Source organism: Bacillus sp. EB106-02-03-XG38 (genome assembly GCF_058792175.1).
In genome coordinates this window covers 1,696,585-1,711,331 of sequence record NZ_JBYTED010000001.1, presented here as the reverse complement: position 1 = coordinate 1,711,331, position 14,747 = coordinate 1,696,585, and the positions used below count along the sequence as shown (strand labels likewise).

The 14,747-nt window shown below is 34.3% G+C and carries 12 protein-coding genes; 11 read left to right on the top strand and 1 reads right to left on the bottom strand.

The window, feature by feature from the left end:
* Positions 1-41: 41 nt before the first annotated feature.
* The 8 genes from AC3WTI_RS08635 (at position 42) to AC3WTI_RS08600 (ending at position 10,957) form a co-directional block, all read left to right on the top strand.
* Positions 42-575 carry a sigma-70 family RNA polymerase sigma factor gene (locus AC3WTI_RS08635; protein ID WP_097841632.1) on the top strand — a complete coding sequence of 178 codons (534 nt, stop codon included), beginning with the start codon at positions 42-44 and terminating at the stop codon, positions 573-575.
* A 12-nt stretch (positions 576-587) separates the two neighbouring features.
* Complete coding sequence (locus AC3WTI_RS08630; protein ID WP_097841631.1) at positions 588-1,586, top strand: anti-sigma factor; 999 nt, start codon at positions 588-590, stop codon at positions 1,584-1,586.
* A gap of 17 nt (positions 1,587-1,603) precedes the next feature.
* Complete coding sequence (locus AC3WTI_RS08625; RefSeq protein WP_097841630.1) at positions 1,604-2,641, top strand: LCP family protein; 1,038 nt, start codon at positions 1,604-1,606, stop codon at positions 2,639-2,641.
* 204 nt (positions 2,642-2,845) lie between these two features.
* A complete protein-coding gene (locus AC3WTI_RS08620; RefSeq protein WP_087958772.1) occupies positions 2,846-4,108 on the top strand; it encodes a dicarboxylate/amino acid:cation symporter in 1,263 nt (420 codons plus the stop codon).
* 348 nt (positions 4,109-4,456) lie between these two features.
* Complete coding sequence (locus tag AC3WTI_RS08615; protein WP_142286762.1) at positions 4,457-6,160, top strand: peptide ABC transporter substrate-binding protein; 1,704 nt, start codon at positions 4,457-4,459, stop codon at positions 6,158-6,160.
* Between the two features lie 307 nt (positions 6,161-6,467).
* Positions 6,468-8,174, top strand: a complete 1,707-nt coding sequence (locus tag AC3WTI_RS08610) for a peptide ABC transporter substrate-binding protein (protein ID WP_492304351.1) — start codon at positions 6,468-6,470, stop codon at positions 8,172-8,174.
* A gap of 244 nt (positions 8,175-8,418) precedes the next feature.
* Entirely contained in the window at positions 8,419-10,125 is a 1,707-nt protein-coding gene (locus AC3WTI_RS08605) for a peptide ABC transporter substrate-binding protein (RefSeq protein ID WP_087958774.1), read from the top strand.
* 112 nt (positions 10,126-10,237) lie between these two features.
* Complete coding sequence (locus AC3WTI_RS08600; RefSeq protein ID WP_087958775.1) at positions 10,238-10,957, top strand: class I SAM-dependent methyltransferase; 720 nt, start codon at positions 10,238-10,240, stop codon at positions 10,955-10,957.
* A 40-nt stretch (positions 10,958-10,997) separates the two neighbouring features.
* On the opposite strand, the gene AC3WTI_RS08595 is transcribed toward AC3WTI_RS08600, so the two are convergent.
* Positions 10,998-11,387 (bottom strand): hypothetical protein, encoded by a 390-nt coding sequence (locus AC3WTI_RS08595; RefSeq protein ID WP_087958776.1) that lies wholly within the window; start codon positions 11,385-11,387, stop codon positions 10,998-11,000.
* A 134-nt stretch (positions 11,388-11,521) separates the two neighbouring features.
* Between AC3WTI_RS08595 and AC3WTI_RS08590 the strand changes: the two genes are divergently transcribed.
* From AC3WTI_RS08590 to AC3WTI_RS08580, 3 genes are all read left to right on the top strand, one after another.
* Positions 11,522-11,857 (top strand): hypothetical protein, encoded by a 336-nt coding sequence (locus tag AC3WTI_RS08590; protein ID WP_097841628.1) that lies wholly within the window; start codon positions 11,522-11,524, stop codon positions 11,855-11,857.
* Positions 11,858-12,022: 165 nt separating this feature from the next.
* Entirely contained in the window at positions 12,023-12,361 is a 339-nt protein-coding gene (locus tag AC3WTI_RS08585) for a VOC family protein (protein WP_087958778.1), read from the top strand.
* A gap of 255 nt (positions 12,362-12,616) precedes the next feature.
* On the top strand, positions 12,617-14,716 hold the full coding sequence (locus tag AC3WTI_RS08580; protein WP_087958779.1) for a vWA domain-containing protein: 2,100 nt from the start codon (positions 12,617-12,619) through the stop codon (positions 14,714-14,716).
* The last annotated feature ends 31 nt before the right edge of the window (positions 14,717-14,747 follow it).

Below are 14,747 nucleotides of genomic sequence, written 5' to 3'. Positions count from 1 at the left end.
AAAGTTAAATTTGAAGTGAGGATGAAACAGGAGGAGCAATTGTGAAAGTAATCCCTTTATATAAAATGATTGTAAGAGAAGAAACGGATGTTTCCTTAGCGAAAAAAGGTGATCATGAAGCGTTTATGGCGCTTATACATACAGAAAAAGTGAAGATGTATCGTATTGCAAAAGCTATGTTACGCGATGAGACAAATATAGAGGATGCGATACAGGCAACAATTTTAAAAGCCTATGAAAATATAAAAAAATTAAAGAAAGAAGAGTTTTTTCAAACTTGGTTAATTCGAATTTTGATAAATGAGTGTAACAATATTATTAGATCATACAAAAAGATAATGGTAATAGAAGAAAATGATTACAATATGAGTGCTTATGATCAATATGAAGATATAGATTTGTGTAATGCAATTCAATCATTACATGAAGAATTAAGAGCTGTTACGGTGCTTTATTATTATGAAGATATGAATCAAGAAAGTATTGCCAAGCTTTTAGAAATACCAAAAGGAACAGTGAAATCCAGATTGTCACGTGCGAGGGAACAACTGCAAAAACGATTAAAGATGGAATAGGGGGTGTATAGGATGGATAACGAAAAATTATTTGATGAGAAATTAAAAAAGAGAATAAAAGAAGAGAATGTTATAGTACCGCCAGAGTTAAATGAAAAGATTAATAGTACACTGCATAATCTTCCTGTCAAAAAGAAAGGTTACAGAGTTTATATGATGGCTATAAGTGCTGCGGTTCTAACACTTTCAATTGTGTCCATGTCGGAGTTTTCTGATCAAATTTTTGCTCAAAATGGTGGGGTATTTGAATATGTAAAGAAAAAGGCGTTTTCTGATTATGAAAACGAAGAAGAAATAAAATCGAACGTAAATTATCCAGATAAAGAAAAGATTCATGAAAAAATGCTGGATTCTATTGATCATTTTAAAAATATTTCAGGACAATTTGAGGAATATTCTAGCTCATCAAGAATTGCTACAACATATAGGTATACGATTGATACGGAGAAACAAAGGGGTATCTCTTCGAAAGAAGATAAGCTAACGAAAAAACGAACAATTATATATAACGAGGGCAAGAAAAAAGAATTTGATGATGAGAAGTACACATATAAAGAAACGAAATGGAGCCCGAAAGAAAGAAATAATGAACTATTAAAATTAAATCCTACAGAAAGGTTATTGAGAAAATCAGGAGAGAAAAAAAGGTATGATGATGAATATATAGGGTTTGCGAAGTATAGTATTCAATCAGAATTTGCTGATTTATTAATCCGATATAAAGATTGGAATTATAAAGAAACAAAGTATCTTGGACTTGATTGCTACAAAATAGAAGGGACAATAAACATAGAAATGCCTGTAAGTACATCTGAAGATTTAAGAGGGAAATTTGAAATGGTTGTAGAGAAAAATACGGGGATTATGCTAAAATTCCTTAGTTTCCACGAAGGTATGATTCAATATTCGATTACGACTGAATGGATACAAATAAACAAAGGATTGAAAGAGAATGTATTTCAAAAGGATAGCGCTAAGTATGAAAAATTGAAAAATATATTAGATGAATAGAAAACGGAGGGAACGATATGGAGAATACCTCTTCTTCAAGAGAAAAGAAAAATAAAAGAAAATATAAGAAGACAATGATAATAAGTGTCTTGTTAGTAGTATTACTATTTGGCGGAGTTGGATATGGTACTTATATATATATGAAAACTTCTAATCTCGTACAAAAGTCTAGTTTGAATTTAGCACGTGGTGAAAAATCAAATTTACGTGAGGAAACTGTAAAGCCAATTGCAAACAATGTTTCACTTTTAATTATGGGAATTGATGAAAATCAAGAACGACAAAAGGAGTATAATGGTGCATTTCATACAGATGCACTCCTGTTAGCTACTTTTAATAAAGATGATAAGACAGTGAAATTAACGAGCATACCACGTGATACATATACATATGTTCCGGTTGAAAAGAAAAAAGATAAAATAACGCATGCGTATGGAAGTGGTTTCGTTAAAAATGGTAAAGATGGAGGACCGCAAGCGTCAGTGGAAGCAGTAGAAAAGTTGCTACAGGTGCCAGTTGATTATTTTGTGAAGTTTAATTTTAATTCATTTACTAAAATTGTTGATGGATTAGATGGGATTGAAGTAAATGTCCCAGTTGAATTTACGGAGCAAAATAGTAAAGATGAACCTGACGCAATCCATTTGAAAAAGGGACTACAAAAATTAACAGGGGAAGAAGCACTTGCACTGGCAAGGACGCGTCATATTGATAGTGATGCAATGAGAGGTCAGCGTCAACAACTTGTTATTGAAGCGATGTTAAGTAAATTAAAAAGTGTAGGATCGATTACGAAGCTAGAAAAAATAGTTGAGGCGGTTGACGGGGATTTTAAAACAAATTTAGTAATGGATGATATTTTATCTTTTTATAAATACGGTTTAAACGGTTCAGTTGAAAAAATACAATTAGCTGGTGATGATTTATATTTACCTAACGGTCCAAATGGGCAACGTGTATATTATTATAATCCTAATAAAAAAGATTTGCAGAGTTTGAGTAATACGCTTAGAACGCATCTAGGATTAAGTGAAAAGCAGATTGAAGAGAATTGAAGCAGGCGAGATGTCTGCTTTTTATTTCGTTTAATAGTATGTCACTTAAATTTTAATATTATATACTATTTTAAAAATGAAACTAATAGTGTAACATAATAATGTAGTTTAAGTTAAATAGCAGGGGGGCTTTTACATAGAATACATCATTAGCATTTATGGAAATCGTATGGGAGAAATGAAAGAAACAGGGGAGTATTAAAAATGAGAATTGTAAAGAATTTAACATTCCAAGTTATTGTGGCAATTATATGTGGTATTGCAGTAGGGGCAATTTGGCCTAGTGTTGGACAAGAGATGAAGCCAATCGGTGAAACGTTTATCAATATGATTAAAATGGTCATTGCACCGATAATCTTTTTAACGATTGTGCTTGGTATTGCAAGTATGGGAAGTATGAAAAAGGTAGGTCGTGTTGGTGGTAAGGCACTATTATATTTTGAAATTGTTACAACAGCGGCTTTACTTATTGGTATCATCGTCGCGAATGTTGTACGTCCCGGAGATGGATTAGATCCTTCAAAGCTAAAGGGTGGAGATGTTTCACAATATGTACAAAGCGGACAAGAAATGAAGTGGATGGATTTCTTTTTACATATTGTGCCGTCTAACATGTTTGAAGCATTTGCAAAAGGTGATATTTTACAAGTGCTGTTCTTCTCCATTTTATTTGGTGCAGGGTTAACGATGCTCGGGAAAAATGGACAGCCGGTTATCGACTTTTTTGAAAGATTATCGAAAGTATTCTTTAATATTTTATCTATTGTTATGAAGTTAGCACCGGTTGGAGCATTCGGCGGGATGGCGTTTACAATTGGTAAATATGGTTTAAGTACGTTAATACCACTTGGTAAATTAATGATTTGTGTATATGCAACAATGGCATTATTTGTTTTTATTGTTTTAAATTTTATTTGTAAACTATACAAATTTAGTTTGTGGAAATATTTAGCTCACATTAAAGAAGAATTACTCATTGTTCTCGGGACATCATCATCAGAATCAGTATTGCCGCGAATGATGACAAAGATGGAAGACTTCGGATGTTCGAAGCCAGTAGTAGGTTTAGTCATTCCTACAGGATACTCTTTTAACTTAGATGGAACGACAATTTATTTATCGATGGCTACAATATTTTTAGCTCAAGTCTTTCACGTCGATCTTTCACTAGGTCAACAATTAACTATAATAGCTATTTTGTTAGTTACATCTAAAGGGGCAGCAGCAGTAACAGGTGGAGGCTTTATTGTATTAGCATCTACGTTATCTGCAATGAATGTTATCCCATTAGAAGGGTTAGCACTATTACTAGGTGTAGATCGTTTCATGTCAGAAGCACGTGCTATTGTCAACTTAATTGGTAACGGTATTGCGACTGTAGTTGTTGCAAAAAGTGAAAATGAATTTGATGAAGAGAAGTATACGAGAGTAATAGAGGAAATGAAAAGAGAGAAAATGGCCGGATAAACAAGTCAGCTTTGCTGACTTGTTTATTTTTGTAGAAAAGAGATTTGTTACGATATACATTATTTATTAACAATAATTTACAAGTGTTTTATAGTGAAGGGATATAAAGACTATTAAATCAATACATAGAATTCAATAAGGTATAGGGTTTCGAAAGAATATGGAATTTTTATGAATATTACTGTAAAAAAATAATTTTTTAAAAATTTTCAATAATAACACTTTACAAAACTCAAAAAATTAGTAGAATAATAGTTAATAAGAATCTTCTGATAAAAATATAAAGAAAAACAGAATTATCAGAAAATTCTTAAATGAGAGCGTTAAGAATTAGGGAGGGTACAGAAAGTGAAAAAGAAAAAAATGAAAAAACTAACAGCGGTTGTAGCACCAGTTTTAGCAATGAGTATGGCATTAACAGCATGTTCTACATCAGGCGGAGATAAGAAGACAAACACAAATTCTAGCTCTGGCGGAGATAGCAAATCAGAAGAAAAATTAGCAGCGAAACAAGTGTTTAATAAAACAGAAAATCAGGAAATTCCAACAATGGATACTTCAAAGAGTACAGATACTTTGGGTTCTCAAATTTTAGGGAATACAATGGAAGGCTTATACCGTTTAGATAAAGAGAATAAACCAATCCCAGCTGCGGCAGAATCAAGTACGAAGAGTGAGGATGGTAAAAAATATACATTTAAGTTACGTAAAGATGCAAAATGGTCAAATGGTGATCCTGTAACAGCGAAAGATTTCGTATTTGCATGGCAACGTTTATTAGATCCAAAAACGGCTGCTGAGTATGCATTTATCGCATTCCCAATTAAAAATGCAGAAGTAGTTAATAAAGGAGAAAAACCTGTAACTGAACTAGGAGTAAAGGCAGTAGATGACCTTACTTTAGAAGTTGAATTAGAACAAGCAGTACCATACTTCTTAAACTTAGTAGCGTTCCCATCGTACTATCCATTAAATGAGAAATTCGTAAAAGAAAAAGGAGATAAATACGGTTTAGAATCTGATACAACTGTATATAACGGACCGTTCGTTCTTTCTGATTGGAAGCATGAGCAAGGTTGGAAACTGAAGAAGAATGATCAATATTGGGATAAAAAGACTGTAAAATTAGATGAAATTAACTATAGTGTTGTAAAAGAGCCAGCAACTAATGTGAATTTATATGATAGTGGTCAAATTGATTTCTCTTTATTAACAGGTGAATTTGTTGACAAATTTAGAAATAATAAAGAGGAATATGGGGTGTATAACGAACCAAGTACTTTCTTTATACGTTTAAACCAAAAACGTGGTGGACAAGATACACCATTAAAGAGTAAAAAATTACGTGAAGCAATTGCACTATCAATTGATAAAAAGAATTTAACAAATGTTATTTTAAATGATGGGTCAAAACCTGCAGATTATTTAGTGCCGAAAGGCTTAGCAGCTGGCCCAGATGGAAAAGACTTCCAAGAAACGTTTAAAAACGGTATTAAACCAGATGCGAAAAAAGCAGCTGCTGCATGGGAAGAAGCGAAAAAAGAACTTGGAAAAGATCAAGTTACAATTGAGTTTTTAAACTATGATACTGGTAATGCGAAAAAAGTTGGGGAATACGTAAAAGATCAAATTGAGAAAAACTTAAAAGGTGTAACAGTAAATATTAAACTACAACCGTTTAAACAAAAACTTAAATTAGAATCAGAGCAAGATTATGATATTTCATATGGTGGATGGAGCCCAGATTATGCGGATCCAATGACATATTTAGATATGTTTGAAAGTAAGCACTCTCATAACCAAATGAGTTTCTCTGATCAGAAATATGATGAAATAATCAAAAAAGCTGGTGGGGAATTAATGACTGATGCGAAGAAACGCTGGGAGGAGCTAGGAAAAGCAGAGGAATTACTTCTTGAAGAAGATGTTGCCCTTGTACCTTTATATCAAAGTGCTAGATCTTATGTTATGAAACCGCATGTAAAAGGTGTTGTTAAGCATAATATTAGCCCAGAATACAGCTATAAGTGGGCATATGTTACTGAAAAATAATAGAGTTGAAAAAGTACTTCAAAGCAGTCTACATGCCTTGAAGTACTTTTTTTATTGTACAATTGAACGCGAAAATGAAAGAGTGGAGAAGAAATGAAATGTAGTAGATGGAGGATACGTATAGTATGGTCATAGAAAATAGAATGTTACTATCGTTAAGTAAAATAAATATTCTAAATGTTTAAAAAATAACTTTACAAAATCAGAAAAATTAGTAGAATATTAATTAATAAGAATTTTCTGATAACTAGTTATTAGAAAATCTCTCAAAATTAGTTTCGTACATATAATTGGGGAGGGTACAAAAATGAAGAAAAAGATGAAAAAGTTCACGGCGGTTGTAGCGCCAGTTTTAGCGATGAGTATGGCGTTGACAGCGTGTTCTGGATCTGGCCGGGAGAAGAAATCAAGTACGACGTCTAGTGGTGGCGGAGAAGAGAAAAAATCAGAAATTAAATACGCAGCGAAACAAGTGTTAAATCGTACAGAGAATCAAGAAATTCCGACGATGGATGTTTCAAAATCTACCGATACATTAGGTTCTCAAATTTTAGGGAACACAATGGAAGGTTTATATCGATTAGATAAAGATAATAAGCCGATCCCAGCTGCTGCAGAATCTAGTACGAAAAGTGAGGATGGCAAAAAATATACATTTAAATTACGTAAAGATGCAAAATGGTCGAATGGTGACCCTGTAACGGCGAAAGATTTCGTATACGGTTGGCAGCGCTTACTTGATAAAAATACAGCTGCAGAATATGCGTTTATCGCTTTCTATATTAAAAACGCAGAAGCAATTAATAAAGGTGAAAAACCTTTAACAGATTTAGGAGCAAAAGCGGTAGATGATTATACGCTAGAAGTAGAATTAGAAAAACCAGTACCATATTTCTTGAATTTAATGGCATTCCCGTCATACTATCCTTTAAATGAGAAATTCGTAAAAGAAAAAGGAGATAAGTTTGGTTTAGAAGCAGATACAACGTTGTATAATGGACCGTTTGTGATGGCTTCATGGAAACATGAACAAGGATGGCAGCTAAAGAAAAATGATAAGTATTGGGATAATAAGACTGTAAAATTAGAAGAAATTAACTACAGTGTAGTAAAAGAAGTTGCGACGAAAGTAAACTTATATGATACAGGATCAATTGATTTCACACTATTATCAGGAGAATTCGTTGATAAATATAAATCAAACAAAGAGGAGTACGGTGAGTATTCAGAAGCGAGTACATTCTTCTTACGTTTAAATCAAAAGCGTAACGGACAAGATACACCGTTAAAGAGCAAAAAACTACGTGAAGCAATCGCATTATCAATTGATAAAAAAGGCTTAGCAAACGTTATTTTAAATAACGGTTCAAAAGCAACAGATCAATTAGTACCAAAAGGACTTGCGACAGGACCAGACGGTAAAGATTACCAAGATACATTTAAAAATGGTCTGAAATATGATCCGAAAAAAGGTGCAGCAGCTTGGGAAGCAGCGAAAAAAGAACTTGGAAAAGATCAAGTGACAATTGAATTACTAAGCTATGATGATGGAACTGCGAAAAAGATTGCTGACTACTTTAAAGATCAAATTGAGAAAAACTTAAAAGGTGTAACGGTTAACACGAAAATTCAGCCGTTCAAACAAAAACTAAAATTAGAGTCAGCACAAGATTATGAAGTTTCGTTTGCAGGTTGGAGCCCAGACTATTCAGATCCAATGACATTTATTGATATGTTTGAATCGAAGAGCCCATATAACCAAATGAGTTATTCGAATCCAAAATATGATGAAATGGTGAAAAAAGCAGGTAATGAATTATTGTCTGATCCGAAGAAGCGTTGGGAAACGTTAGGAAAAGCAGAGAAATTGTTCCTTGAAGAAGATGCAGGATTAGTACCTTTATACCAAACAGGTAGAGCGTATGTAATGAAGCCGAATGTAAAAGGAATTGTGAAACATAACATCAGTCCAGAATATAGCTTTAAGTGGGCTTATGTAACGGAAGGGAAATAATAAAAAAGAGCGTGTTTAAAAGTAGAAACACGCTCTTTTTCTATTCAATTAAATAGAGAAGAATAAGAAAAGTGGTACTGACATATAGTAGATGGGGGAGAATTCATATAGTAGTAATAGTAAAATACATAGTTACTATAAAATAAAAATCTAAAACTGAGGGTAATTATCAGGTATTAATAACCAAGGTCATAGAAAATCTCTCGAAATTAGTTTTGTACATATAATTGGGGAGGGTACAAGAATGAAGAAAAAAATGAAAAAACTAACGGCAGTTGTAGTGCCAGTTTTAGCAATGAGTATGGCATTAACAGCATGTTCTTCTGGATCTGGTGGGGAGAAGAAACCAACTACAACGTCTAATAATGGCGGGGAAGAGAATAAATCTGAAATTAAATATGCGGCAAAGCAAGTGCTAAATCGTACAGAAACGAATGAAATTCCGACAATGGATACTTCAAAAAGTACAGATACACTTGGTGCACAAATTTTAGGGAATACGATGGAAGGGTTATATCGCCTTGATAAAGATAATAAGCCAATCCCAGCTGTAGCAGAATCTAGCACAAAAAGTGAGGATGGCAAGAAATATACATTTAAACTGCGGAAAGATGCAAAATGGTCAAACGGTGATCCTGTAACAGCGAAAGATTTTGTATTTGCATGGCAACGTCTAGTAGATCCAAAAACAGCTGCTGAGTATGCATTTATTGCTTACTATATTAAAAATGCGGAAGCGATTAATCAAGGAAAAGGGGAAGTGTCTACATTAGGTGTAAAAGCGGTAGATGATTATACACTTGAAGTAGAACTAGAAAGACCTGTACCATATTTCTTGAACTTAATGGCATTTGCGTCATACTATCCATTAAATGAAAAGTTCGTAAAAGAAAAAGGGAATAAATTCGGTTTAGAGTCTGATACAACAGTATATAACGGACCGTTCGTTCTTACTGATTGGAAACATGAGCAAGGATGGAAATTAAAGAAAAATGAGCAGTATTGGGACAAAAAGACTGTAAAACTAGAAGAAATTAACTATAGTGTAGTTAAAGAACCAGCTACTAGAGTAAATTTATATGATACAGGAGCGATTGACTTTGCCCTTTTATCAGGAGAATTTGTTGATAAGTATAGAAATAATAAAGAAGAGTTTGGTGCCTATTCGGAAACAAGTACGTTTTACTTACGTTTAAACCAAAAACGTGGTGGGCAAGATACACCGTTAAAGAGCAAAAAATTACGTGAAGCAATTGCATTATCAATTGATAAGAAAGCTTTAACGAATGTCATTTTAAATGATGGTTCAAAACCAGTGGATTACTTAGTACCAAAAGGTTTAGCGAGTGGACCAGACGGTAAAGATTTCGCAGAAACGTTCAAGAATGGTTTAAAACAAGACTCCAAAAAGGCAGCAGCAGCTTGGGAAGAAGCGAAAAAAGAACTTGGAAAAGATCAAGTGACAATAGAGTTATTAAATTATGATACTGGTAATGCGAAAAAAGTTGGGGAATATGTAAAAGATCAAGTTGAAAAGAATTTGAAAGGCGTGACAGTAAATATTAAATTGCAACCATTTAAGCAAAAACTAAAATTAGAATCAGACCAAGATTATGATTTTTCATATGGTGGCTGGAATCCAGATTATGCTGATCCAATGACGTACCTTGATATGTTTGAAACGACAAATTCTCAAAATCAGATGAGCTACTCAAATTCAAAATATGATGACGCTATTACGAAAAGTAAGACAGAATGGATGGCTGATGCAAAAAAACGTTGGACAGAATTAGGGAAGGCTGAGAAATTGTTACTTGAAGAAGATGTAGCGCTCGTACCTTTATATCAAAGTGCTAAATCATATGTTATGAAGCCAAATATAAAGGGCATTGTAAAACACAATATTAGTCCGGAATATAGCTTTAAATGGGCGTATGTAGAAGAGAAATAAAAAAGTGAAGAGCATTTTCAAGTTGCGGTATAGCACTTGGAAATGCTTTTTTATGTGCACGATTTATTGATGGGTGAATATATGTATTATAGAAAATTTAAAGGAGAATTCTATGAAACGAAATACTTACATCGATTTCCTAGCTTATTACGGAATAGGGAGTGCTCATCCTGGTGGTTTTACGTTAACAAAACAATTGTTAGCACAATTGCCTTTTAAATATGGAGCAAATGTCCTTGAAATCGGCTGCGGTACGGGGAAAACAGCGGCGTATATGACAAAAGAATGTGGTTATAAAGTAACGGCGGTTGAAAAGAATGAGATTATGATTCAAAAGGCGAAAGATAGATGGTCGTTTGAACGAATAGATATTCAATTAATTGAAGGAAGTGTAGAGCAATTACCATGTTTGCATGAATCATTTGAGTTCGTACTGGGAGAATCGATACTTGCTTTTACAGAAAAAGAAAAGGTTATTTCAGAGTGCTATCGTGTATTACAGAAAGACGGTAAGCTTGTTGTCATTGAAATGATTATTGATAGGCACATTGATAAGGGAGAGGAAGAAAAAATCTCTCAATTATACGGGATGAAAGAACTATTAACTGAGAGCGAGTGGGTACAATTATTTCAGAAAGCAAATTTTAAGCGGGTTACTATTGCTGGCGGTGGTACAATTGCGGAAACGATCTCTAGCTATATAGAAGAACCGGAATGGAATGTATCACAATTTATTCCAAATGAGTTATATGAGGCATGGGTACAGCATGAAAATGTACGACTTATGTATCAGCACATTTTAGGTCATCGTATTTTTATATGTGAAAAATAAAGGTAAAGAGTTGGCTAAAGGTAGTCAACTCTTTACTATGTTAAATGAAAAATAATGCAGCTAATGTAATTCCGAAGATGAAACCAAATCCGAGTTCGACGCCCCAGCCACAACCGCCGCCTCCCCAGCCGCCGCAACTACCGCAACCACGACCGCCACATCCACAGCCGCTGAATCCACCACCACAACCAAATCCGCAACTATCACATCTGCTAATGCCGCCACAAAGATCACAACCACCGTTTGCATATGCGTCATAGTATCCGAATCCAGTATCAAAAGATGAGCGCTGTTGCACTGGCTCAATCCATACAGAGCTTTTTGTCACATCAATTATTTTACCTAAATGAATGCGACCATCACGATCTTCAATGCGAACGACTTTACCGAAATAACGTCGGCACGTATCATAACATTTTTGTCTATGCATATTCATTCCTCCTTCCCCATTACAGTAATACGATATGTAAAGGGGACAAGTGCGGCTTGTACGAATGCCCTATCTATCATAATTGTTATAGGAAAGGGGAAATATAGGAAGAGGATATATAAGGAGGAAAAAGCATGAAATCTACAGATCAGTTTCAGACATATGAAGTACCGTGGGAAGAATTTATTGAGGCATTGCGTAAGGAAATAAAGAAGCAAGTAGGAGCAGATATTATTGATACAGTAGTTTGTAATTTAGAAGATGGTTTTGAAGTGTATACATATGTGCAAGGGGATTTGGATTTTGAATATAAGGAAGCGCTTGAAAGGAAATACGGGAGCGATGCAAAAACTCCTAACGTGTTAACGATTATGTTATTAGCTAGCATTTATAGTACGAGTGAAGAGAATTTGCGATTACATGCGGATCATAAAGATAATCCGATTGTTGAAGTGTACGTGAAGCAATAAAACACGCTGTGAAGGCGTGTTTTTTATTTGTCCCGCATTAACGGGCTGCCCGTAAAAGTCCGATTGGTGAGGACTAATAATAAGTGGGGGATGAACAAAACCCCGCTTATTAAAGTTTCACTTTATATGGTAAAATGTTAGAAAATTAAGAAAGATGGTGATGGTTTGAAAATTAAACATCTTAATTTAACAGTTTCAGATGTAGCGGTTACTAGAGAGTTTTTAGAAAAATATTTTGGTTTAACTTGTAGCGGAGCAAGGGGAAATGGTTTTGCAGTTATGCGTGATAATGATGGATTTGTATTAACGTTAATGAAAGGGAAAGACGTACATTATCCACAAACATTTCATGTAGGGTTTCCTCAAGAAAGTGAAGAACAAGTAAATAAGATGAATCAAAGGTTGAAGGAGGATGGATTTTTGGTCGAACCTCCTAAGCATGCACATGCGTATACGTTTTATGTGGAAGCACCTGGTGGATTTACAATTGAAGTGATGTGTTAATTCAAAATCAAACTTTTTGTTATGTGTTTTCAATATAAAAAGTAGGAAAAGTCTGTTAAGTGTAGAGCTTGAACAGACTTTTTTTACTTGTAGTATCAGATAGAAAACGCTAGAAGGAATTATATTCAGTTTATAAAGCTATTTACATAATAAAGTTATGGTATGTTAGTTGTCCTAAAATACAAGTCATATATCTTGTATCCTCTCATAAATTTAAACATAGGAATTTGTCTACAAAGGTGGCGAAGCCTCATCATGAAAATTCGAATTTGTGCCACATTCATGTTGTTTCTATTTATATGGTTACATCCTTTTTGGACTTTTGCAAAAGGAGAGGAGGCAAAGGAAAGGGTCGTTTCACTTGTATATGATGATTCGGGCAGCATGAGAAATAACGATCGCTGGAAATATGCCAATTACGCTTTGCAAAGTTTAGTTGCGCTATTAGACGAAAAAGATACATTTTCTTACGTTCCAATGAGCAAGCCGAATGATCCATTAAACATTTCGTTAACGAAGGATAAGAGACAAACAGAAATTGAAGGAATTGGAGCGTGGAAGACGTATTTAAATACTCCGTTTAGCGCAGTAGAAACGGCGATGCAATCTATAAAAAAGGAAGCAGATATAGATGGAAAACGTGAATTTTGGCTTATTGTCTTAACTGACGGGGCATTTAATGATTTAGAGAAAGATAAGGTTGGCGGAAAAGAACAAATTTTGCAGAAGCTAGCGCAGTTTAAGAAAGATATGGATGCAAAAAAGATATCGTTACATCCAATTTTAATTACGATGGAAGAGGATTTAGGACAGCAAGAAAAGGCGCAACTAAATACGTTTAAAGAAATATGGAAGAAAGAGATAAATGGAGTTACGATGCCGTCTAGTGGAGAGGACGGTATTGTAAAGAGCGTCAATCAAGTGGCAGCATTAGTTGCAAATCGTGATCCGTTCTCCTCTGTTGAATCGATTGTAAAAACGAAAGTAGTAGGGAAGAAAGTAGAGATTACAACACCATTTCCATTAAAGCGTATGACGCTTGTACGACAATCGCCTTCTTTGTCTAATTATCAGGTCACACAAATTTCTAAACCGCTACAATTACAATCTTCTTTTTCCATACATGCACCAGGAGAAGCGAAATTATTTGGAAATATAGTTCATATCAGTACGGAAAATCAGGAAGTTATTAAGCCAGGAACTTATACGATAGAGGTGGACCAGGATATTGAGAAAGAAGGACTACAAGTACTAGTTGAACCGGCGCTTAACTATACTGTTTCTACTTATGACAAAGATGATCGTAGTCAAAAGAATGTGGAAAAAATGTACGAAGGTGTTACTGCTGTTATTGAAGCGAAGCCTACGGAATTACCAATTCAATCTTCATATTTTCAGGCAGAAGTAGAAATAGACGGAAAACAGTACCCGATGAAGTGGGACGATAAAAAACATGTATTTTACTACGAAATGAAGGTTGATAAAGGGCTAGTGCGCGGGAAAGTTCATATGAACATAAAGGGATTTTATAGACAGACGAAAGAATTTAAAATTGAAGTAACGGAAAAACCAAAATTATCACTGCAAACCGTTACGAAAGATTATGAAGAAAAAGTAACAAATTTAGAGAATAGTAAACCGTTTATTATACAACCACAGTTAGATGGTAAGCCGATGACAGAAGAGGCTGTAAAGAAACTATTAAAATCTACTGGTGTCACATCTAAACAATCAATCAACTATGAAATAAAACAACATGGTAATCAAATTTATATTTATCCTCGCCCTCATTACTCCGACACATTCAATTTCACAGATACCGGCACCGTAGAAGCTACCATCGTAGTGCAAGATTCAAAACTACAAGAAGTAAAGAAAAAAATATCACTTCATATTCAAAATGCACCGTTTTATGAAAAATATGCGCTTATCTTTAAGTTTGTTATTCCTATCACTTTATTACTGTTAATAGTAGGAATAATCATTTTAGGTTGGATTGTCCGCCCAAGATTTCACCGGAAGGCACTATTGTATTACGAATGGGATCAAGAAGTAGCGAAAGATTGGTTATATCAATCTGAGCCAGAATTACTTAAAAATAAATGGTGGAAACATTATTTTGGTATTCCGTATAGAGCGGAAAGGAAGACGGTACAATCCGTTACGTTTATAGCAAAGAAAGGATCGAAATCAATATTTGTAGCGAAAGAATCCCAAGTAGTAGGAATGATTATTGATGGGATGTTTATAACAGAGGATGAGGTTGGAATGGAACATAAGACATTATATCCAAATGAACTTTTAGTAATTGATAGAGGATATGGTAAAGAGATTTACAGGTACGAGTGTGAATAGTAGATAGGGCAAAGAGGGGGATTTTAGTTTT

Coding starts and splice junctions, on each gene's coding strand:
- AC3WTI_RS08630 (WP_097841631.1), top strand. CDS start 588: ATGGATAACGAAAAATTATTTGATGAGAAATTAAAAAAGAGAATAAAA.
- AC3WTI_RS08625 (WP_097841630.1), top strand. CDS start 1,604: ATGGAGAATACCTCTTCTTCAAGAGAAAAGAAAAATAAAAGAAAATAT.
- AC3WTI_RS08620 (WP_087958772.1), top strand. CDS start 2,846: ATGAGAATTGTAAAGAATTTAACATTCCAAGTTATTGTGGCAATTATA.
- AC3WTI_RS08610 (WP_492304351.1), top strand. CDS start 6,468: ATGAAGAAAAAGATGAAAAAGTTCACGGCGGTTGTAGCGCCAGTTTTA.
- AC3WTI_RS08605 (WP_087958774.1), top strand. CDS start 8,419: ATGAAGAAAAAAATGAAAAAACTAACGGCAGTTGTAGTGCCAGTTTTA.
- AC3WTI_RS08600 (WP_087958775.1), top strand. CDS start 10,238: ATGAAACGAAATACTTACATCGATTTCCTAGCTTATTACGGAATAGGG.
- AC3WTI_RS08595 (WP_087958776.1), bottom strand. CDS start 11,387: ATGCATAGACAAAAATGTTATGATACGTGCCGACGTTATTTCGGTAAA.
- AC3WTI_RS08590 (WP_097841628.1), top strand. CDS start 11,522: ATGAAATCTACAGATCAGTTTCAGACATATGAAGTACCGTGGGAAGAA.
- AC3WTI_RS08580 (WP_087958779.1), top strand. CDS start 12,617: ATGAAAATTCGAATTTGTGCCACATTCATGTTGTTTCTATTTATATGG.